Source organism: Microbacterium sp. PAMC22086 (assembly GCF_019443525.1).
GTDB lineage: Bacteria > Actinomycetota > Actinomycetes > Actinomycetales > Microbacteriaceae > Microbacterium > Microbacterium maritypicum.
The window spans coordinates 3,284,404-3,304,657 of sequence record NZ_CP080380.1; the positions used below are offsets into that span (position 1 = coordinate 3,284,404).

25 protein-coding genes and 3 tRNA genes are annotated in these 20,254 nt (G+C 67.7%); 6 read left to right on the forward strand and 22 right to left on the reverse strand.

The window, feature by feature from the left end:
* Positions 1–160: 160 nt before the first annotated feature.
* The 5 genes from KY497_RS16305 to KY497_RS16325 form a co-directional block, all read right to left on the reverse strand.
* Positions 161–829, reverse strand: a complete 669-nt coding sequence (locus KY497_RS16305) for an endonuclease/exonuclease/phosphatase family protein (protein WP_141387856.1) — start codon at positions 827–829, stop codon at positions 161–163.
* Between the two features lie 137 nt (positions 830–966).
* The gene (truA, locus tag KY497_RS16310) at positions 967–1,815 is read right to left on the reverse strand and encodes a tRNA pseudouridine(38-40) synthase TruA (protein ID WP_219869521.1); all 849 of its coding nucleotides are present in this window, start codon (positions 1,813–1,815) and stop codon (positions 967–969) included.
* Positions 1,816–1,857: 42 nt separating this feature from the next.
* Complete coding sequence (rraA, locus tag KY497_RS16315) at positions 1,858–2,325, reverse strand: ribonuclease E activity regulator RraA (protein ID WP_218682069.1); 468 nt, start codon at positions 2,323–2,325, stop codon at positions 1,858–1,860.
* A 2-nt stretch (positions 2,326–2,327) separates the two neighbouring features.
* Positions 2,328–3,869 (reverse strand): APC family permease, encoded by a 1,542-nt coding sequence (locus tag KY497_RS16320; RefSeq protein ID WP_219869522.1) that lies wholly within the window; start codon positions 3,867–3,869, stop codon positions 2,328–2,330.
* A 99-nt stretch (positions 3,870–3,968) separates the two neighbouring features.
* The gene (locus KY497_RS16325; RefSeq protein WP_055877236.1) at positions 3,969–4,334 is read right to left on the reverse strand and encodes a helix-turn-helix domain-containing protein; all 366 of its coding nucleotides are present in this window, start codon (positions 4,332–4,334) and stop codon (positions 3,969–3,971) included.
* A 93-nt stretch (positions 4,335–4,427) separates the two neighbouring features.
* On the opposite strand from KY497_RS16325, the gene KY497_RS16330 reads away from it, so the two are divergent.
* A complete protein-coding gene (locus tag KY497_RS16330; RefSeq protein ID WP_219869523.1) occupies positions 4,428–5,276 on the forward strand; it encodes an SDR family oxidoreductase in 849 nt (282 codons plus the stop codon).
* Positions 5,277–5,342: 66 nt separating this feature from the next.
* On the opposite strand, the gene KY497_RS16335 is transcribed toward KY497_RS16330, so the two are convergent.
* The 5 genes from KY497_RS16335 to KY497_RS16355 all read right to left on the reverse strand — a co-directional run bounded on the left by KY497_RS16335 (position 5,343) and on the right by KY497_RS16355 (position 7,699).
* Positions 5,343–5,708, reverse strand: a complete 366-nt coding sequence (locus tag KY497_RS16335; protein WP_219869524.1) for a hypothetical protein — start codon at positions 5,706–5,708, stop codon at positions 5,343–5,345.
* Positions 5,705–6,328, reverse strand: a complete 624-nt coding sequence (locus tag KY497_RS16340) for an Asp23/Gls24 family envelope stress response protein (RefSeq protein ID WP_219869525.1) — start codon at positions 6,326–6,328, stop codon at positions 5,705–5,707. Before KY497_RS16340 ends, KY497_RS16335 begins: the two co-directional genes overlap by 4 nt.
* Positions 6,325–6,891: an RNA polymerase sigma factor gene (locus KY497_RS16345; RefSeq protein ID WP_218682729.1), complete on the reverse strand. Its 567-nt coding sequence runs from the start codon at positions 6,889–6,891 to the stop codon at positions 6,325–6,327. The genes KY497_RS16340 and KY497_RS16345 overlap by 4 nt, the downstream gene beginning before the upstream one ends.
* Positions 6,892–7,013: 122 nt before the next feature.
* Positions 7,014–7,187, reverse strand: a complete 174-nt coding sequence (locus KY497_RS16350; protein ID WP_017828199.1) for a CsbD family protein — start codon at positions 7,185–7,187, stop codon at positions 7,014–7,016.
* A 62-nt stretch (positions 7,188–7,249) separates the two neighbouring features.
* Positions 7,250–7,699, reverse strand: coding sequence for an Asp23/Gls24 family envelope stress response protein (locus tag KY497_RS16355; protein ID WP_235562598.1), 450 nt, complete (start codon positions 7,697–7,699; stop codon positions 7,250–7,252).
* 179 nt (positions 7,700–7,878) lie between these two features.
* Between KY497_RS16355 and KY497_RS16360 the strand changes: the two genes are divergently transcribed.
* The 3 genes from KY497_RS16360 to KY497_RS16370 all read left to right on the forward strand — a co-directional run bounded on the left by KY497_RS16360 (position 7,879) and on the right by KY497_RS16370 (position 10,594).
* Entirely contained in the window at positions 7,879–8,505 is a 627-nt protein-coding gene (locus KY497_RS16360; protein WP_218682727.1) for a TetR/AcrR family transcriptional regulator, read from the forward strand.
* Positions 8,506–8,588: 83 nt separating this feature from the next.
* Positions 8,589–10,187: an MDR family MFS transporter gene (locus tag KY497_RS16365; protein ID WP_258185768.1), complete on the forward strand. Its 1,599-nt coding sequence runs from the start codon at positions 8,589–8,591 to the stop codon at positions 10,185–10,187.
* A gap of 104 nt (positions 10,188–10,291) precedes the next feature.
* Positions 10,292–10,594: a hypothetical protein gene (locus KY497_RS16370; protein ID WP_235563396.1), complete on the forward strand. Its 303-nt coding sequence runs from the start codon at positions 10,292–10,294 to the stop codon at positions 10,592–10,594.
* A 240-nt stretch (positions 10,595–10,834) separates the two neighbouring features.
* Here KY497_RS16370 and KY497_RS16375 read toward each other — a convergent pair whose 3' ends face one another.
* Together KY497_RS16375 and KY497_RS16380 are read right to left on the reverse strand one after the other, a co-directional pair.
* Complete coding sequence (locus KY497_RS16375) at positions 10,835–11,899, reverse strand: zinc-binding alcohol dehydrogenase family protein (RefSeq protein ID WP_258185769.1); 1,065 nt, start codon at positions 11,897–11,899, stop codon at positions 10,835–10,837.
* An 80-nt stretch (positions 11,900–11,979) separates the two neighbouring features.
* Entirely contained in the window at positions 11,980–12,315 is a 336-nt protein-coding gene (locus tag KY497_RS16380) for an L-rhamnose mutarotase (protein ID WP_210697625.1), read from the reverse strand.
* 139 nt (positions 12,316–12,454) lie between these two features.
* Between KY497_RS16380 and KY497_RS16385 the strand changes: the two genes are divergently transcribed.
* The gene (locus tag KY497_RS16385; RefSeq protein WP_219869526.1) at positions 12,455–12,667 is read left to right on the forward strand and encodes a hypothetical protein; all 213 of its coding nucleotides are present in this window, start codon (positions 12,455–12,457) and stop codon (positions 12,665–12,667) included.
* 67 nt (positions 12,668–12,734) lie between these two features.
* Here the strand turns inward: KY497_RS16385 and KY497_RS16390 are convergent.
* From KY497_RS16390 to KY497_RS16435, 10 genes are all read right to left on the reverse strand, one after another.
* Positions 12,735–12,808, reverse strand: a tRNA-Met gene (locus KY497_RS16390).
* 35 nt (positions 12,809–12,843) lie between these two features.
* Positions 12,844–12,915 (reverse strand) — tRNA-Thr (locus KY497_RS16395).
* 68 nt (positions 12,916–12,983) lie between these two features.
* Positions 12,984–14,264 (reverse strand): M23 family metallopeptidase, encoded by a 1,281-nt coding sequence (locus tag KY497_RS16400; RefSeq protein ID WP_055870164.1) that lies wholly within the window; start codon positions 14,262–14,264, stop codon positions 12,984–12,986.
* Between the two features lie 121 nt (positions 14,265–14,385).
* Positions 14,386–15,180, reverse strand: coding sequence for an inositol monophosphatase family protein (locus tag KY497_RS16405; protein ID WP_219869527.1), 795 nt, complete (start codon positions 15,178–15,180; stop codon positions 14,386–14,388).
* Positions 15,177–16,196 (reverse strand): hypothetical protein, encoded by a 1,020-nt coding sequence (locus tag KY497_RS16410; protein WP_157535644.1) that lies wholly within the window; start codon positions 16,194–16,196, stop codon positions 15,177–15,179. The genes KY497_RS16405 and KY497_RS16410 overlap by 4 nt, the downstream gene beginning before the upstream one ends.
* A gap of 119 nt (positions 16,197–16,315) precedes the next feature.
* Positions 16,316–17,116 carry an enoyl-CoA hydratase/isomerase family protein gene (locus KY497_RS16415; protein ID WP_219869528.1) on the reverse strand — a complete coding sequence of 267 codons (801 nt, stop codon included), beginning with the start codon at positions 17,114–17,116 and terminating at the stop codon, positions 16,316–16,318.
* Positions 17,117–17,162: 46 nt separating this feature from the next.
* Entirely contained in the window at positions 17,163–17,654 is a 492-nt protein-coding gene (locus KY497_RS16420) for an FBP domain-containing protein (protein WP_055870154.1), read from the reverse strand.
* Positions 17,655–17,693: 39 nt separating this feature from the next.
* The gene (locus KY497_RS16425; protein ID WP_219869529.1) at positions 17,694–18,329 is read right to left on the reverse strand and encodes a hypothetical protein; all 636 of its coding nucleotides are present in this window, start codon (positions 18,327–18,329) and stop codon (positions 17,694–17,696) included.
* Between the two features lie 141 nt (positions 18,330–18,470).
* Positions 18,471–18,555 (reverse strand) — tRNA-Tyr (locus KY497_RS16430).
* An 86-nt stretch (positions 18,556–18,641) separates the two neighbouring features.
* A complete protein-coding gene (locus KY497_RS16435) occupies positions 18,642–19,571 on the reverse strand; it encodes a PfkB family carbohydrate kinase (protein WP_219869530.1) in 930 nt (309 codons plus the stop codon).
* 86 nt (positions 19,572–19,657) lie between these two features.
* Between KY497_RS16435 and KY497_RS16440 the strand changes: the two genes are divergently transcribed.
* The gene (locus KY497_RS16440) at positions 19,658–20,245 is read left to right on the forward strand and encodes a hypothetical protein (protein ID WP_219869531.1); all 588 of its coding nucleotides are present in this window, start codon (positions 19,658–19,660) and stop codon (positions 20,243–20,245) included.
* The last annotated feature ends 9 nt before the right edge of the window (positions 20,246–20,254 follow it).

Genomic DNA, 20,254 nt, shown 5'->3' on the forward strand with positions numbered 1-20,254 from the left:
CGGAGAAGTTCGTGAATCCCACTCCGGGGTGGTTCTTCCCGACAGGGAGGAACACGCCAGTGGAGGGCTCACGTTCGGACGATGCCCCTTCTCCGCGAGCGGGGAAAGGCACCAAAGAGAAATCATACGCCACGCCGAGCCGTATGCCCAAACCACGGGCTCAGTCGGGCTTGACCGTCACGAGGATCGGCCGGTGATCGCTCGCCCCCTGCGGCAGGGTCGTGATGCGCTCGATCTCGAACCCCGTGGAGGTGGCGAAGTCGTAGTGCCCGCGGAAGACGCGGTAGCGCGTGTAGGTGTGGTCGTCGCTGAGAGAGAGCGCGTACCCGTGGTCGCGCACGGCCTGGCCGAGGTTCTCCTTGAAGATCGGGTAGTTGTAGTCCCCCACCATCAGCTGGGGCAGACCTTCGCCGAGTGCCGCGAGGTCGGTGAGCGCGGCACGGATCTGGTGGCGTCGCAGGGAGTTCAACGCGGTCAGCGGTGCTGCGTGGAACGAGGCGACGATGAAATCCTGGCGGTCGTCGATGTCGCTCAGCCGCGCACCGAGCACGCGCTCGTGCGCCGGTTTCGCGATGCGGTCGTGCAGCGACTTCTTGAGGCCGAGCATGCGGATCGCCTGCAGGCGGAACGTGCTCGCGCGATAGAAGAGCGCGAGTCCGAGGCGGTTGCCCTGGGTGGCGTCCGCGAGCACGAGATCGCCGATCTGCGCCGGCAGCTCGGGCACGTCGCACTCCTGCAGGCAGAGGATGTCGGGATCGTGCTCGCGCACCAGCGCCGCGAGTTCGCCGGCGGCCCGGTGCTTCTGGAGGTTGTACGAGATGACCTTCATGACCGTTCCACGCTACTCGCCCCTGCTGTGCCCCGGCTCCGGATCGTCGTCGTATCCCCAGCGGATTCCGAGAACGCCCGGACCGAGAGCACGCGCACATCACGATGTCTGCGACGCTGCCGGGCGGCGCCGTCATCTCAGCCGCTCGCTCCATCGCGACGGGCGCGGGTCTGAGTGGCACGGGACGAGAGCAGCTCGTCTGCGGGGTAGCCGACCTCGGTGAGGATCAAGCCGCGAGCGGCCAGCACCTTGAACTCGCTGGTCCGGGTGAGCGCATCGCGCAGCACCACGAGGTCGTCGACGTCGAGGCGCCCCTCGCCCACGGCCACGCAGGCGCCCACGAGCGCGCGCACCATGCTGTGACAGAACGCATCGGCCTTGACCTCGGCGACGAGCACGCCGTCGGCATCGCGCTCCCAGCGGTATTCGAGCAGGGTGCGGATGGTCGTCGCCTCCTCACGCGGCTTGCAGTACGCCGCGAAGTCGTGCAGTCCGATCAGTGTCCTCGCCGCGGCATCCATCGCGCGTTCGTCGAGGCGACCGCGGACGACGGTCGTGTCGTGGCGGCGCAGCGGATCGTAGCCCGCCTGCCCATCGGCGAGACGGTAACGGTAGCGTCGCCAGACGGCGGAGAACCGGGCGTCGAACCCCTCAGGAGCGATCGACGTGCGGGTCACGGTGACATCGGAGTAGGCGCCGAGCACTCCCCGCATGCGCCCGGCGATGGTCTCGGCTGGTTCCAGCGGTGCACGCCCCTGCCTCGCTTCGATGCGCGACCACTGCTTCTCGTCGAGGTCGACGTGCGCGACCTGCCCGCTCGCATGCACTCCGGCGTCGGTGCGGCCGGCCACCACGAACTGCACGTCGGAGCCGACGATGCGCGCGAGCGCCGCTTCCAGCGTCCCCTGCACCGTGCGGAGAGTCGGCTGCTTCGCCCACCCGCGGAAGTGGGTGCCGTCGTAGGCGATGTCGAGACGGATGCGCACGCAGCAAGCCTAGGACAAGCGCCCGGTACCACCGGGCGACCCTCAGCGCTCGACCAGGATGCCGTCCTCATCGCTGTAGAGATGCGCCCCGGGTCGGAACACCACTCCAGCGATCACGAGCGTGACGTCGAGCTCGCCCGCACCGAGCTTGGCGCTCTTGCGCGGATTGGTGCCCAGCGCCTTGACGCCGAGGTCGAGCGCATCGATCGCGACGCGGTCGCGGATCGCCCCGTTGATCACGACGCCCGCCCAGCCGTTCGCCACCGCTGACGCCGCGATCAGGTCGCCCATGAGCGCCGTCTCGAGCGAGCCTGCACCGTCGACGATGAGCACGGCGCCCGCACCGGGTGTCGCCAGCACGGACTTCACGAGCGCGTTGTCTTCGAAACAGCGGACGGTGCGGATCGGACCGTCGAATGCCGACCGTCCGCCGAACGAGCGCAGCTGCAGCGAGAGCGACTGGATCCCCTCTTCGAGCTCGTCGTAGAGATCTGCCGTCGCGACCGGCATCCTCAGATGCCTCCGTCGATGGAACGGATCGTCACGGCGGGCTCGTCCGGCACCATCACCTGGGTCTCCCGGTTCAGGCTCTCACCGCGGAAGAACCGCTTCGATCGAGGGAACAGGTACCAGAGGAACATCAGCACCAGGCCGAAGGCCAGCGAGCCGACGCCGATCACGAACGTACCGCCGATGCCGAACAGGACCGTGTAGCCGTAGTCGACGTCCCACATGTCGATCGCCGACTGGATGAACGCCCAGGCCAGCATGAGCCCGCCCAGCAGCGGGAACAGGCCCTTGAAGAAGAACTCGCGGGCGGAGGAGGTCAGATCCTTGCGGAAGTACCAGACGCAGGCGAACCCGGTGATGGCGTAGTAGAACGCGATCGCGAGCCCCAGCGAGAGGATCGAGTCCTGCAGGATGTTGTCGCTGATCAGCGTCATCCCGACGTAGTAGAGCGACGCGACCACGCCCATCACGATGGTCGAGAACGACGGGGTCTTGTAGGTCGGGTGCACCTCCTTGAACCGGGCGGGCAGAGCGCGGTACACACCCATCGCGAGCGTGCCGCGAGCGGTGGGGAGGATCGTGGTCTGGGTCGACGAGATCGCCGAGATGATCACCGAGACCACCAGCACCCAGCCGAACGGTCCCAGCAGCCCGTCCTTGATCGCCAGGAAGAAGTCGTCGGCGTTCGCCTCGTTGCCCAGGCCCGTGCCGTCTTCTCCGAGACCGGCGTACATCATGGCCGCGATGGTCACGGCGACGTAGGTGAACAGCAGGATCACGGTCGTCAGGAGCGCTGCGCGGCCCGGAATGCGCTTCGGGTCCTTCGTCTCCTCGTTCAGGGCGAGGCAGGTGTCCCATCCCCAGTAGATGAAGAGTGCGAGCAGGATGGCCTCGGTGAACCCCGACCAGTCGGTGAACGCGAACGGGTTCATCCACTCCCAGTCGAACGGGGTCGGATTGGGTGCGGTGCCGGCGAAGAACTGCCAGAGCGCGGTGACGACGAAGATCGCGAGCGCGAGGTACTGGATGCCGAGCAGGATGTTCTGGATGCGCTCGCCGATCTCGACCCCGCGCCAGCTGACCCAGGTCATGGCCGCGATGAAGAGCACGGCCACCACGACGACCCGCCAGTCGTTGTTCTCCAGGTCCTGCCCGATCAGCGACCAGAAGTAGACCGAGGCGATCTGGGCCAGGTTGGCGAGCACGACCATGCCGGCCACAGCCACACCCCAGCCGCCCATCCAGCCGACCCACGGGCCGAAGGCCTTGGTCCCCCAGGTGAAGGTCGTCCCGCAGTCGGGGACCACGTTGTTGAGCTCGCGATAGGCGAAGGCGATCAGGAGCATCGGGACGAAGGCGATGATGAAGGCGATCGGCGCCTGGGCGCCCACAGCGAGCACCACGAAGCCGAGCGTCGCGACGAGCGAGTAGACCGGCGCCGTCGAGGCGAGACCGATGACGGTCGAGCCCCAGAGCCCCAGTGTTCCCGCAGCCAGACCCTTGCCGTCGGGTCGTTCCAGATGAATCGGCGTCGTTGCTGCCATGTCAGAACAGTAGAGCCACCGCGGTTATCGCGTCAACGGGTTTCTTCGACCGTCTGAATCCGAAGCGCGGAATGGACCTTCACGACGGAATCCGTGGAATCAGGGCCTTTCGAGCATGCCGTCAGCGTGCTCGGCCACCCACTCCATCAACGGCAGCATCCTCTCCATCAGGTCACGCCCGAGCGGGGTCAGGCTGTACTCCACGTGGGGCGGCACGGTCGGGAGGGATTCCCGGTGCACCAATCCGTCTTCGGCGAGCGTACGCAGGGTGGAGGCGAGCATCTTCTCGCTGATGCCGTCGACTTCCCGTCGCAGCGCGCCCCAGCGGTGGGTGCCGTCGGACAGGCAGGAGAGCACGAGAACGCCCCACTTGCTCATGATGTGATCGAGGATGACGCGCGTGCCGCAGTTCTGATCGAAGACGAACGGAGTGGATTCCTTTATCTGCGCGAAACTAACCGTCATGTGGGTACCTTACTTCAAAGTGGGTACCCGCTGGATGGAATGCGGGATGCCCGCTCTCGGGTTGTCGAGGATGTCACTTACGAAAGGACCCTCATGACCAGCCTCGTCACCGGTGCGACCGGCAACCTCGGCCGTCTCATCATCGCCGGCCTCCTCGAGCGCGGCACCGACCCGCAGTCGATCGTCGCCGGAGCTCGCAACACGGCCAAGGCCGCCGATCTGGGCGTGCGTGTCGTGCACCTCGACTACACCGACGCCGCCTCGGTCGCGACCGCCGTCGAGGGTATCGACACCGTCGTGCTGGTCTCCGGCTCCGAGGTCGGTCAGCGCGTCGCCCAGCACCGCGCGGTCATCGATGCGGCGAAGGCCGCCGGCGTCTCGAAGCTCGTCTACACGAGTGTGCCGAAGGCCACCACGAGCGACCTGATCCTGGCACCGGAGCACAAGGCGACGGAGGAGCTCATCGCCGCCGCAGGTGTGCCCGCGGTGATCCTCCGCAACAACTGGTACACCGAGAACTACGTCGCCGACCTCACCCGCTCCGCCGAGACGGGCGTGCTCGCCGCCGGTGCCGGGGACGGACGTGTCGCCTCGGCGAGCCGCAGGGACTTCGCCGAGGCTGCGGCCGCAGTGGCGCTCGAAGACGGGCACATCGGCGAGGTGTACGAGCTGGCGGGCGACGTCGCCTGGACGTACTCCGACCTCGCTGCGACCTTCTCCGAGCTGACCGGACGCGAGGTCTCGTATGTGCGTCTCGGTTTCGACGACCAGGTCGCGGCGCTGCGTGAGGCCGGCCTCGACGAGGGCACGGCCGGATTCGTCGCCGCGCTCGACGCCGGCATCAAGGACGGGGCACTCGCCGACACCGACGGCACGCTCGCGCGTCTGATCGGTCGCCCGACGACCCCGCTCCTCGAAGGACTGCGCGCCGCCTCCGCCTGATCGCTTCCGCAAGACCGAGTGCCGCCGTCCCCCCGGACGGCGGCACTCGGTGGTCGTAGGCACGGGTCAGGAACCCACGTGCGCCTGCCCGTGCGCGCCGGCCTGCACGTGCGCGACCGTGAGCGTGATGCTCTCCCGCTGTATGCCGCGCGCCCCGAGCAATGCGTCGATGACCGCGTGCACAGTGCGGAGGATCTCCGCCGACTTCGCGCCGGAGTCCACACCGAGCGTCGCCTCCACCGCCACCCCGTCGCCCGCGGCGACCACCGACACGATCGGCTCGTCGTCCTTGCGCACGCCGATCGCCTCGGCTCCCGCGCGCAGCAGGTTGGAGATCAGGGAACCCGATCGGTAGACGCTGCGAACGCCCGGCGTCGACCGCAGCGTCGCCTCGATCGCCGCGGCGAGCTCGTCGCGCTCCTCCGCCCTCATCGGCTCTCTCCCGCCCACGACGACACCTCCCGGACGTCCTTGATCGCGATGTCGATCGCGATCACGTTCAACTCGGTATGCGCGCGAAGGCCTCGATCGACCTCGGCCCGCAGCTCAGCGGCGACCTTCGGGATCGACTGACCGTGCAGAGCGCTCGCGTCGATCTCGATCCGGATCGGCGCACCCGCCTGCGTCACGTCCCCGTCGAGTCGACAGCGCCCGACGAGGAGTCCCGGCACGGCATTCTCCGCAGAGCGGGTGAGGCCGCGCACCGCTCCCTCGGTGATCGCGAGATCCACGTGCGGATCCGGTGACTCGAAGGGGATGCGGCGTCCGGCGCGCGCATCCATCGCGATGCCGCTGAGGATGCGATCGACCCAGTTCTCGTCGACCGGGGGTTCGGCTGCGGCTTCTGCGGCGATGAGCTCAGCACCGAGCCCCTGCAGCCGTTCCAGTGCGTCCAGCGCCAGCTGACAGCCGGGCGACTCGTCGATCGAGCGATCGGCGGGCTGTCGCCCCGCGTCGAGATAGTCGGTGAGCTCGTCGAGCGTGTGCCCGTCGAGATCGGTCGGTTCCAGGCCGAGCCAGCGGACTTCGCGAGTCTCTCTCTCGTCGGTCATCGCCACTCCTCCATCCGTACGATCATGTATTTCCGGGCCCGCGCGAGCAGGCCGCGCGCGGTCGAGACGGGGATGTCGAGCTCCTCGGAGATCTCCTCATAGGAGTATCCGCCGATCTCCCGCAGCACCCAGCATTCGCGCTGCGCATCCGGCAGCTCTCGAAGCGCTGCCCCGAGGGCGGCGACGCCCGCACGCGCCTCGACGACCGCGGTCGGTGAGGCATGCAGCGGAGCCGGACGGTCGATCGAATCGATGTCGACGGCCGGGCGGATCGCGCGGATGCGATCGACGGCCTTCCGGCTCACGATCCTCATCAGCCAGCTCTTGACCTTGGCCGGATCCTCGAGTTCGCCGAACCGCTGCCAGGCGGTGACGAAGGACTCCTGCACGATGTCGTCCACATCCGCGGATGCATTCAGCATCCGCTGTGTGTACGCGCGCATCATGGGCGTGTACCTGCGCACGAGCACCGCGAAGGCCTCGACGTCGCCATCCATCGCGCGTCCGGCGACGATGCCGTCGTCCGCGTGTTCGAGCGCTATGCGAAAGCGTTCGTCTTCCATCTACCCCACCCCTCGATCCGATCCCCTGAGGGATTCGGAACAGATGCCCCAACGGATCGGATCATTGTTCACCCGCCTGTGAGGGATCGGGGAGAGGCCGTGCGGGTCTCTCCCCCGCCTCGTCACTTCTTGAACGCATCCTTCACGTTCTCGGCGGCATCGCGGACGTTGCCCTTGGCCTGCTCCGCCTTGCCCTCGGCGACGAGCTTGTCGTCATCGATGACCTTGCCGACGGTCTCCTTCGCCTTGCCGGCGATCTTCTCGGCTGCGGCCTTGATCTTGTCTTCAGCGCTCATGGCTTCTCCTTCTCCTTCTCCACCGACCCCGCGTCTCGGGGCCGAGTCCTCGACGAGGCGGCTTATGCCGTCGGCGCCTCGTCCGTGTCTGCGGTGTCGCCTTCGTCATCCGAGGGGACGTGTACGTCGTCGATGGTGACGTTGACCTCGACCACGCCCACCCCGACCAGATCGACCATGTCCCGGTGGATCGCCGCGCGGACGTCATCCGCGACCTTCTGCAGCGAGACGGGGTACTCGGCGACGATCGTCACGTCGACGGTGATCTGTGCTTCGCCGACCGCGACGCTGATCCCCTGCGAGAGGTCGGTCGTGTTGAGCGCGTCCCGAATCGCGCCCACCATGCGTGCGGCGCCCCCGCCGAGCGCATGGACTCCGCTGACGTCACGCGCAGCGATGCCGGCGATCTTCGCGACCACCGCATCCTCGATCGTGGTCGTCCCCACCGCAGCCCCCTGCGGCGGGGTGACGACCTGAATCTCGGGCTGGGTGCCACCTGTCGTGTTCGTCATCGTGAGTTCCTTCTTCCTCATGCCGCTCGCAGTGCGAAGCGCAGGTCGCGGTCGGCGACGCCACCACTAGGACGTATACCGAACGGCAGATGTCACAGATCCGTCGAAAGAAGTCTCTGAAGACCCCCGACGAACCGCTCACGGTGCACTCAAAGGTTGAGAGTGCAATATTGCACTCCATGACCGACAGTGCAGATTCCTTGCGAGAACAGCGCAAGCGAGAGACCTCCCGCGCCCTCACCGACGCCGCACGACGTCTGACGACGGAGAAGGGGTTCGCCGGGTTCACGATCGAGGAGGTGTGCGCCGAGGTCGGAGTCTCCCGCCGCACGTTCTTCAACTACTTCGAGACCAAGGAGAATGCGGTCTTCGGGTTCGCGACGATCGACTCGTCCCAGGAGGCGCTCGAGGAGGAGTTCGCTGCCCGACGCGGAGACCTGCTCGACGACTTCCTCCGGTTGACGATCCGCCGCTTCGAGCTGTTCAACCCGGTCGAGGACGCCCCGACGATGTTCGCCGTGATCGAGCAGGAGCCGCGTCTGCTCAAGGCCGCCTTCGAGCATCTCGCGAAGAACGAGAGGCGCGATGTGGGGCTGATCCTCCGCCGAACCGCCGAGACCGATCGCACCTCCGACGACGCCGCCGAGCTGCAGGCCGAGGTGGTCGTGCACACCGTCGGCGCGCTTGTGCGCATGAGCATGGACGAGCTGGTGCATCGCCAGTCGACCGAGCCGTTCGCCGATCTCCTCACCCGACGCCTCGACGTCGCCCGCTCGCTCTACGCACCGTCACAGAAAGCGCACTGAATGTCCGCCACCGCCACGAAGGACGCCCCTTCCTGCTCACGAAGCGCCGCATCTGGATCATCTTCAGCGCCCTCATCGCGGGCATGCTGCTCTCCAGCCTCGACCAGACGATCGTGTCCACCGCCATGCCGACGATCGTCGGCCAGCTCGGCGGCGTCGACCACCAGGTATGGATCACCACCGCCTATCTCCTGGCCACCACGATCGTGATGCCCATCTACGGCAAGTTCGGCGACGTACTGGGTCGATGCAGCCTGTTCCTCGTCGCGATCGCCCTGTTCACCCTGGCCTCGGTCGGCTGCGCATTCGCCACCGACTTCTGGATGTTCGTCGTCTTCCGCGCCCTGCAGGGCCTCGGCGGTGGCGGCCTGATGATCCTGTCCCAGGCGATCATCGCCGACATCGTCCCTGCCAACGAGCGCGGCAAGTACATGGGGCCGCTCGGTGCGGTCTTCGGGCTGTCCGCCGTCGCCGGCCCGCTCCTCGGCGGCTACTTCGTCGACCACCTGACCTGGCAGTGGGCGTTCTACATCAACATCCCCGTCGGGATCGCGGCATTCATCATCGCGCTGGTCGCACTCAAGCTGCCGAGCAAGAAGGCCGAGAAGCCGATCGATATCTTCGGCGTCATCTTCCTCTCGATCGCGACCACGTGCCTGATCTTCTTCACGGACTTCGGCGGAGACAAGGAATTCGGTTGGGACTCGCTCGCGACCTGGGCCTGGGGCGCCGGGCTGGTCGTCGCCGCGACCGCCTTCGTGATCACGGAATCGCGGGTTCAGGACCCGATCATCCCGCTGAGCCTGTTCCGCAACCCGATCTTCGTCAACGCCACCGCGATCGGGCTGGTGCTCGGAATCGGGATGTTCGCGGCGATCGGCTTCGTGCCGACGTTCCTGCAGATGTCCTCCGGCACATCTGCGGCGGAATCCGGACTGCTGATGATCCCGATGATGGTGGGGCTCATGGGCACGTCGATCTTCTCCGGAATCGCGATCTCGAAGACCGGCAAGTACAGGATCTATCCGATCCTCGGCACCATCATCACCGGCATCGCCATGGTCTCGATGACCACTCTGTCGGCGTCGACGCCGATCTGGCTGATCTGCGTGTTCCTGTTCGTGTTCGGCGCCGGGCTCGGCCTCATCATGCAGGTCGTCGTCCTGGTCGTGCAGAACGCGGTCCCGGCCGGCGAGATCGGCACCGCGACGAGCACGAACAACTACTTCCGCGAGGTGGGGGCATCTATGGGAACCGCGGTGTTCGGGACGATCTTCACCACACGTCTGACCGAGAACCTGCTCGGCGTCTTCACCGGCGCCGGCGCCTCCCCCGAAGCCGCCTCCGAGGCCGCATCGACGATCGATCCGTCGACCCTCAACTCGCTGCCGGACGAGGTGCGGGAGGGCATCGTCACCGCCTACGCGGACGCTCTCGCGCCGGTCTTCTGGTACCTCTTGCCTTTCATCGTGCTCGCGCTGCTGCTCTCTTTGTTCCTCAAGCAGATCCCGCTGTCGGATCAGGCAGGACTCGTCGCACGTGGCGAGGCCGTCAGTGGCGAGGAAGCCGAGAGGTTGGAGGCCGCACAGCGCGGGGTCGGGCGCGCAGACGGCGTCTCGGCGACCGCCGTCGCGGCCGATGCCGACCCGACGGACACCGACACCACACCGCTCACGCGCTGAGACGAGCGGCCCCTGCCCCGACGTGGGCAGGGGCCGCCGTCTGTCAAGGGGCTCCCCTTCCGGGCGTGGATCCCGCATTCTTCACCGTGGGGACAGCGAGGAGAATGATGGAGCACGATCCTGATCGCAGGTTCACGCTGGTCGAGGTCAGCGCGACCGACTGGACCATCCACGATCTGCAGTACCCGGAGAACGACCACCGCCGCGTCGTCTGCACGATCTTCGAGGACGCCCCGACCGAGGTCGAGGTCCTGTGGCGACGCGACCTGCCGCTCGCTTTGCGCTATTCCTCGGCTGCCGACGTTCTCGAGGCCGTGCGCAGGTTCCAGGACACCTCACGCGCCACACGTCCGATCCCGATCCCACATATGCCTCCGGCGCGTGGCCCGAGGGGGTTCCGCGGGTGAGCCGTCCGACCCCCCCCCCCCCCCGAATTCTCCGGATGGACGCTGACCGCCGTCGTGCGACAAACTGACGGATAGTCGGCCGCCCCCACCCGCCGACGGTCTGGAGCATCCCATCGTCGTCATCGCCGCTGCGGCCGTGCTGATCTTCTTCATCCGCGGCCGCGTGGGCGACGCCGCCCCCTCCTTCACCGAGGACCGCGCCGCCTGACGGATGCCGAGCGGCCGCGGCCCCCTCGATCCTCAGGCTGATCGATCCCCCTCCGGCCAGTCGGTGACGACGACCTTGCCGATGGTGCGCGACGCCTCGACGATCTCGTGCGCCTGACGCATGGTCGCCGCATCCAGCGGCGTGAGGTGGGTCGTCACGGTCGTGCGCAGCGTGCCGTCGTCCACAAGCGCGGCGACGGTCTCCAGCAGATCATGCTGGTAGTGGTCGGCGGGGTCGGTGACGGGCCTGGTGAACATGAGCTCCCAGTGCCAGGTCACGCTCTTCGCCTTGAGCGCGTCGATGCTGCCACCGGTCTCGTCGATGGAGACCACCTGCCCGCGTGGACGGATGACGTCGGCGATCGCCCGCACGTTGCCAGGAGTGAACGACGTGAACACGTAGTCGACGCCGGCGGGAGCGATCGCCGAGACGTCGGAGACGAAGTCACGACCCACGACGTGGTCGGCCCCCATCTGCCGCACCCACTCCGCGGTCTCAGGCCGGGAGGCCACCGCGATGACCTCGAGACGCGTGAGCGCCTTCGCGAGCTGGATGATGAGCGAGCCGACGCCGCCTGCGGCCCCGATCACGAGGAGCACGCCCTCGCTCTCCTGGGTGAGCGCGAGCCGGTCGAAGAGACTCTCCCACGCGGTGATGACGGTGAGGGGCAGAGCGGCCGTCTCGGCGACCGAGAGCGTGCGTGGGGCATGCCCGACGATGTTCTCGTTCACGAGATGGAACCGGGCGTTGGTGCCGGGGCGGTCGATCTGACCCGCGTAGTACACGCGGTCCCCCACCGCGAAGCGCGTGGCCTCGTCGCCGACGGCCACCACGACTCCCGCCGCGTCGTACCCGAGGACCCGAGGCTCCCCGGTGGTGGCGGCTCCCGCACGCACCTTCACGTCGACGGGGTTCACCGAGACGCCCTGCACCTCGACGAGCACATCCTGTCCGGCAGGTCTCGGCACGGGAAGGAAGATGTCGCTGAGAGCGTCGGGGGCCGACACGGGACGCCTGCCGCGGGCGCCGATCGCGGGCATCCGCTCAGGGAGGGACAGCGGGGTGGAAGAGGATTCCGGAAGGTTCGTGGTTGCCATGCGCGCCACGCTATCCGAAGCCCTCTAGTTACCCGCAAGCGCTCCTAGTATCCAAAAGATACCGATGGGTGGCGCAGATCTCAGCCTTCGGAACTCCGCTGCGTCGACAGCGCCCACACCTGCTCGATCGGAGTGAACCCGTCCTCCCCGTCGGGCCCGTGGAACCCCTCGACGAAACGGCCGATGTCGGCCTGCCACGCATCGTTCGCCGGCGAGGCGTTGACCACCCGCATCGCCGCGTCGAAGTCCTCGCACTCGACGATGTGGAACAGGTTGCGACCGGAGCGCCAGATGGTCCAATCCTCGATCCCGGCGACCCCGAACAGGTCCCGCAGCCCATCGGGGACGCGGGCGTGGTGGGTCCGGTAGTCGTCGATCGCACCTTCTGCGATCACCGAGTGCAGTGCGATGCGCATGCCGCTCCTTGTTCGTTCTCAATCGATTCCCCTGCCACGATAGGCCCACGGGCCGGTCTGCCGCGGGCGGGCGCGCGACACCACCGACACGCCCCGGCACTTGCGGGGGGTGTCGGAACACCGACGTAGCCTCGAGGGCATGACTGTCGAGTACCTCGGGACCGTCGTGTCGTCCATGTGGCTGACCGTCGCCATCCTCGCCGGAGGATTCGCCCGGACGCGCAACAGGTCCGCGTGGGCGTGGTTCCTTCTGACGCTCCTGTTCGGCCCGATCGCAGCTTTCCTGCTCGTCGTGTGGCCTCCCGTTGCGAGAGCGCCCAGGGCACAGCCCTCGCACTCGCCCGCGAAATAGGTCGCAGGTCGCCGGGAAAAACTCCGCCGGAAGCAGAAAAACCCCGGCGAACCGGGGTTTTCATCTGTAGCAGGAGCGGGGCTTGAACCCGCGACCTCACGATTATGAGTCGTGCGCTCTAACCAGCTGAGCTACCCTGCCGCGAGGCATCCGTCCGCGTGAGAAGAATGCTTGCGAGCCCCGAGTCAGGATTGAACTGACGACCCCTTCCTTACCATGGAAGTGCTCTGCCACTGAGCTATCGGGGCGTGCTGCCCCTCGCGGGGCAACCGTACGAGAATACCATCACTGTGGCGTCCTCATGAAATCGAGCCGGTCAGTACGACGTTCGACCGGCATTCTCCTTGAGCCACGGCATCGGGTCGATGGTCGATCCGTTGACGATGAGCTCGAAGTGCAGGTGCGCGCCGTAGGAACGGCCCGTGTTGCCGGTCTTGCCGACGATGGTGCCGACCTTCACCGTGTCGCCGGCCTTGACGTTGAGGGAGCCGTACTGCATGTGCGAGTAGTGGCTCGTGATGACCTGGCCGTCGATGACGTGGTCGATGTAGACGGTGACACCGAAGGCGCCGCCCTGCTCGGTCGCGATGCGCACCGTGCCGTCGGCGATGGCCTGGATGGGGGCCCCGTCGCCGGGCACGAAGTCGATGCCTTCGTGGAGGCGGCCGCTGCGCATGCCGTACCCGTAGCTCATGCCCACGCCGACGAGGAACGGCCACTGGATGGCGGCGTCCGGATCGTTCGTGAAGATCTCACCCGAGTAGTTGATGCCCTGTTCCGCCGCGACCTCGGCGAGCGAGACCGTGCTGAAGTCATCGGCGCGAGTGAGCGATTCGCTCTCCACACCGGACGGGGCGACGAAAGCCTGGATCTCGTCGTCGGCGGCGTCCTTCGCAGCGGCCGCGGAGGAGGAGACCAACGACATCGATGCCGCCGAGGCTCCCTGAACGCCGGCAACGGCTTCAGCGGGGAGCGTCATGGACACCGCGAGGAGACCGGCGAGGCTCATCACACCGACGGTCGCGCCGAAGGTGACGGCCTTGCGGATGCTGCGAGGACGACGAGGCGCCACGTGCGCGGAAGCGACAGGCTCGTCACTCGACCCCTGCTCCGGCTGCGACGGGTCGGCGGCGGCGGAAACCGTCGGCACCGAACCGGTGACACGGAAGGCGCGGGATGCGCGCTCGAAAGCATCGACCTCGTCGTCATTCCCGGAAACGGGATACGGGGCTTCTTCGGGAGAGGCTGAGGGTTCGATCGACTCGGGAGCCTCTTCGACTTCGGCGTCGACGAGTTCGATGCCCTCGTCGAGGTTCTCTGCCGCGACGGGCACGGCGGGAACATCGGCGATGATCGGCTCGGGGCTCGCCGCCGTGAAGGGCTCGATCAGCGCTTCGGCTGCGACGTCGTCGGGCGCCTGGCGCTGGCGGGCGGCGCGTCGGGAAAGAGGAGCGACGGCAGCGAGGGCGATAGCGGTGGACTCCGCGGCAGAAATAGGTGCCGTCGGTCCCGCCGCGGGGGCCTCAGAGGCCGCAGTGCGGAGTCGGCTGGACCGGCGCGTGGGCGCAGAGGCAGCCTGGGAATTCTCGAAGGGCAAAGCGTTTCTCTCGGTCGTGCGTCAAGCTCGGGGGGCGCAAACTTTGACTTTCACCTTCGGGTGGCGAAAGTAACGATCCCGTAAACCCTACCCTGACCAGGCTGGGAATGCCATGAATCGTTCACGGTTTCTCGTCGAGGATCGCGAGGAGCCGGGCGTGCACATCGGGTCCACCCGCGATTAGCATCGGACGCAGGGAGTCGACGTCGATTCGCGAAACGACGCCACCCGCCTCCTCGACCAGGAGGGCGCCGGCGGCGAAGTCCCAGGGGCGGAGTCCTCGCTCGAAGTACCCGTCGAGTCGTCCGGCCGCGACGAAGGCGAGGTCGAGCGCCGCAGCGCCCATGCGACGGAGGTCACGTGCCATCGGCATGACTCGGGCCACGGTCGCGATGTCCCCCTCGTGGGTGGCGGGGTCATAGCCGAACCCCGTCGCGAGCAGAGCGCCTGCCGGGGTCTCGGCGGTCACCGCGAGCCGGCTCCCGTTCACCCACGCGCCGTGGCCGCGGGCAGCCGTGAACGTCTCCCCCAGTGCCGGCGCGTTGACGGCCCCGGCGAGCGCTTCCCACGTCGCCGGGTCGGGTTCACCCCGGACGGCGGCTATGCTCACGTTGTACGCCGGGATGCCGTAGGCGTAGTTGACGGTGCCGTCGATCGGATCGACGACCCAGGTGATCCCACTGCTGCCGACCTCGGCGCCCGACTCCTCGCCGAGGAAACCATCGTCGGCTCGTGCTGCGCGAAGACGTGCGCGGATCAGCGCCTCGACCTCTCGGTCGGCTTCGGTGACGATGTCGGCCAGGGACGATTTGGTGGCCGCCAGGCGCACACCCTCCTGTCGACGTGTGCGCGCGAGTCGTCCGGCCTCCTCAGCGATCTCGGTGGCGAGTTCGCGGAGTTCGAGTTCGAGCGTCACTGCGCGGGCTGCTGCGGGGCGGGCGGAGGCGGCGGGAAGGCCGGCGACGGCTCCTGAGGAGAAGCCGTCGGCTGCGCGGCGGTCGGCGCCGGTGGCACCGGGTGCTCTCCGGAAGCGACGGGTGCGGGCACGACAGGCTGCGCGAACTGCGGGGCGGCCGGGAGCGGCGGGGCAGGCTGCGGGGGCAGGGGCTGGGGCGCGACCGGGAAGGCCGAGCCGGGCACCTGACCGAGAGCCTGCTGCGGCGCGACGGTCGGATACCCGGTGTAGTAGGCGTTCCAATCCGGAGTCGCGTCGGGGAGGGCAGGGAGCGGCGTGATGCCGTCTGCGTAGGTGGGCCACGCCGGCGCCGCCGCCACCGCACGATCGGCAGGCGTCTTCTTCTTCGGCGCGAAGAGCGCGTTCAGCAGCGGGATCAGCGTCGTGCCGACGGCCACGAGGATCGTGAGCGCGACCACGATGCGCCAGTACAGCTCGCCGTACTCGAAGGTGTTCGGGAAGGCGAGGAAGAACACGAGCATGCCGACCAGGCCGACGAGGAACGTGACGGTAACGATGTAGATGATGCGCGTGAACGTCGTGACATGTCTCTGCGCGGCCGGAGTGAACAGGCGCACATGCAGCAGGGCAAGCTGGAGGATTCCGATGACGAGGAGCAGCTGGAAGAACCGCTCCGCGCCGAAGTAGAAGCCGTCCTCCGGCAACCAGATCTTCACGGCGCCGACGAGGAGAGCGACGATCCAGCTCACCATGCTCGCCAGCTGCAGCCAGTCGGGGCGATTCGGCGCCAGCCCTGCTTCGAGGATCGCGATCCCCGCGAAAGCCGCCAGCAGGAGGATCGTGAGGAAGGCCCGACCGATCAGACCGTCCTGATCACCGATGAGCACCCAGACCACGCACACGAGGGCCGCAGCGATCAGAGCCCCGATGGCGATCCACAGAGAGCCCCTGATGAGCAGCGACATGTTCTTCTTCTCACCCTGCGTCTGATGCGTGGTGATGTCCGGATGGGACATGGCTATCCTCTCGTCGAGCGGCGATGCCTTCATCCTGCCACGCGCGTCGACGGTTGCCACGGCTCCCGCCCCATCCCGGGGAAGCTCACTCCTCCCCCGCGCCTGGGCAGGAGAGGTCGTCAGCCCGCCTTCTTCGCCGACGCCGCGGCGAAGGCTGCGACCCTGGCCTGCGCGTCGGGCGTCTCCAGAGCCGCACCGATCGAACGCGCCTCTTCACTCAGCTGCTCGACGAAGGAGCGCTCGGGCTGGGAGCGCACCAACCGCTTCGCCTGACCGTAGGCTTCGGCCGCTCCTGCCAGCCAGAACCGCGCGATCTCCTCACCGCGTGCTCGCACGCTCTCCGCCTCGGAGACGGCATCCGCACCCTCGACGGCTTCGGCGACGAGCCCCCATTCCACGGCCTCCGCCGACGAGAGCAGTCGGTCCTGCAGCACGAGCTGCAGGGCGCGGCGCTGGCCCACGGCGCGGGCGAGTTGAGCGGAGACGGACAGATCCGGAGTCAGACCGATGTTCGCGTAGAGGCTGCCGAGCTTCGACCGTGAGCCGACGACGGTGTAGTCGCTGCACAGCAGGATGCCGAGGCCGCCGCCTGCGGTCGTGCCGTGGGCAGCCGCGACGACGGGCACCGCAGACTCCGTGAGCGAGCGGATACCGGCGTTGATCACCTCGGCGAGCGCGGTGATCTCCCCACCGGACGCCCCCATCGTCGTCGCCATGTCGATCACGTCGCCACCGGCGCAGAACGCGGGGCCGACGGCATCGATGAGAATCGCCTTCACGTCGGCCCTAGAGGTCGCCTCGGCCGTCGCATCCTTCCAGGCGTGCGCCAGGTCGGCATTGAAGGCGTTGAGGCGAGCGGGGCGGTTCAGCGTCAGCCGGGCCATTCCCTCTTCGACGGCGAACAGGATGGCATCACTCATGGCTTCTCCTTCGAGCGCAGGACGTGTGGGACCAGCGTAACCGCGATCAGACCCGCTCCCAGACCTGCGAGACGAAGCTCTCCATCCGCCGACGGGTGCCGTCGAGGCGGAAGTCGACCTGCCCCGGAGTGCGCACCTCGTTGGGCGCGAGCGGGTGGGCGAGGCGCACATTCTCGTGGCAGGAGAGGTCGGCGCACATGTAGGTGCCGAACGAGTCCCCGCGCGTGCCCGCTTCACCGGCCCGACGTGCGGAGAGGAGCGCGACCTGGTTGCCGGGCTGCATCGTGTGGCAGATGTTGCACATGCCCGAACGAGCGCGGCCGGGCTCCGTCGCGCGCAGCACGATGCCGACCACCTCGTCGTCGTGAGGGATCACCACGTAACCTCGACGGCTCGCACCCGGATCCTGCCAGGCGAAGAAATCGAGGTAGTCCCAGTCGACGAGCAGGAAGTCGTGCGGCATCTCCATGAGGCGCAGTTCGTCAGCATCCGCATTGACGAACGATGCGCGGACGTCGGCTTCGGTGAGCGGTCGCATCGCTCCAGTCTATGAATCGTTCGCGGTCGCGGCGCCACGTCACATCTGCCGCGTCGTGACCATCCAGAACACGGTCTCGAACGTCTGGGCGACGAACACGGATGCCCAGACGGATGCAGCGAGAAGAACGACGACCTGGATCGCGATCGTCACCAGGAGCGGCGCCAGAGTCCGCCCTCCGCGTCGACGGATCACGACATGTCGGCCGATCACGTAGACGAGAGAGGACAGGAAGGTCCACACCCAGGGGAAGGGCCGGTCGAACCCTCTCGCGGTGAGTTGTCGGGCATCCAGGGCGGCGAACCAGACGGAGAGCCCGTAGATCACCCAGCCCGACAGCGTCAGGACCAGATACCACGGCGTGAGGAAGGCGTTGAGCTCCGCGGCGATGAATCTCTCCACGTCGAGTGACGATGAGTCGTCCAGCGGCACGGCCGCAAGCATGTCGAACATTCCCTGCTGCATCTGCACGAGGTAGCCGATGGTGGCGATCGCGCTCAGCACGGGGAGGAGCACGATCAGCCACACCCATACCGTGGTCGTGCTCGTCCCCTCCGGGACCGATGGGAACTCCGTCGATGGCGCTGCGACCGGAGAGTCCTCACCCCACCGGGAACCGTCCCACGACCGGGTCGCGCCCTTGTCGTCGACATACCAACCCGCGGGCGTGGTCACGAACGATCTCGGAGGCCGAGGCGAGCACAAGTCGTCATTGGCATGTGACCACCCTATTCATCGTGAGGGCCACGGTGACGAGAGAAGGCCCCCGCGGTAATCGCGTGGGCCTTCGAGTTCCGCGGCGTTCCGCGGATGTGGTGGTGGCGAGTGAGGGATTCGAACCCCCGAATGCTGAGCAGTCTGATTTACAGTCAGATCCCTTTGGCCGCTTGGGTAACTCGCCAGAGCGCACCCGTCCGACTTGGACAGCCAACCGGGGGCACGAGAGACAAGCATACCTGCCGGAGGCGGGTGCAAGAAATCGAACGGTCAGCTGCCGTTCACGCCGCGCCTGGAGTCCTCCAACGACTCAGGTGTTCGCAGCAGACCGCCCTCGGCGCGACAGGTCGCGGCGGCGACGTCCATCGCGCGCAGCAGCAGTGCGCGCCACTCCCCCAGGTCGAACGGAGACGCTGTGACCAGGCCCTCGGAAACCGCCGCGAGAGTCGCATCCCCCGCGCCGACGGTGTCGATCACGGCACCGGGAAGCTGCGCGATGGGAGCGGAGACGATGCCGGCATCCGCATCGATGGTGGCGCCGTCGGCACCCGCGGTCGCGAGGACGGAAGCAGCGCCGAGGGCCCGCAGACGGGCGCGTAGGGCGTCGAGGTCGCCGTCGTAGAGGATCGCCGAGTCATCCGCGCCGACCTTGACGATGGCGGCCGAAGCCGCGAGCCGCTCGAATCCGCGGACGAACTCCTCACGGTCGCTGAGCATTCCGGTGCGCGGGTTGGGGTCGACCGCGACGCGCGCGTCCCCCAGGGCATCGGTCAGGGCGTCTACCTCCACCGGCACATCGAAGGGGAAGCAGCTGATCGCGACGAGCCCGGCGTCGGCGATCGCCTGTCGAGCCTCGTCGGAGTACCGGATGCTGCGCTTCTGTGCGGCATCGTTGAAGACGTACTGCGGCTCACCGTTCGCCGCCCGCTGCACGATCGCCCGAGAGGAACCGAGCGGGGCCTCACTCCCGATCAGCCGCACGCCGTGGTCGGAAAGGTACTCGCGGATGTGCGCGCCGGCCTCGTCATCTCCCACCATCGCGATCAGCGTCGTCACGACTCCCAGGCGCCGCAGTCCGACGGCGACGTTGAGTGCGGCACCGCCGACGAGCTCGCGCACCCCCGAATCGTCGCGGATCTCATCGATCAAGGCATCGCCGATCACGACCACGGAACCGGCGGAAGAAGTCTGGTTGCTCACCCGCCGACACTATCGCGGCCCGGGGAGCCGACGGCAACACCGCGATCCTCTGCCATCCCGACACCGATGCGCAGTACGGTGTGGCCATGAAGCCCCGACTCACCGGCGCTGCCGCGGCACTCCTCCTCCTCGTCGCACTGACCGCCTGCACCCCGCAGACGGGCGGCGCGAGCGCTTCGCCGAGCCCGGCAGGGAGCGAGACGGCCGACCCCGAGCAGACCGGCTCGCCGTCGCCGAGCCCCACGCCGATCAGCGCACCCGTCGCGCTCCCGACCGACTGCCGTGCGATCCTGTCGGACGCCGTCCTGGCCGAACTCGGGGAGACACCGCTCAACCACGCCGCCTTCGGCCCTTCCGGTGTGGGCTCCGACGGCACTCTGACGTGCATCTGGGCCGACCCGGGCGCCGACACGACCGGTCTCACGACCACGATCTCCCGGATGAACCGCGGACCCGCGCTCGACATGTTGAACGCTCTCGCGAACGATGAGGGCTTCTCCTGCTTCACCCCGGACGGCGGCACGCGCTGCGAGAAGACCTGGCCCAATGCGCAGTACCCGGTGACCGACGGCCGCACCCTCTTCTGGCGGGAGGATGTGCTCATCGACACGCGCTACTCGAACCTGGCGCCGAGCGGGTACACCTCGAGCATCGTGGAGCACCTCTTCGATTGACCTCGTCCA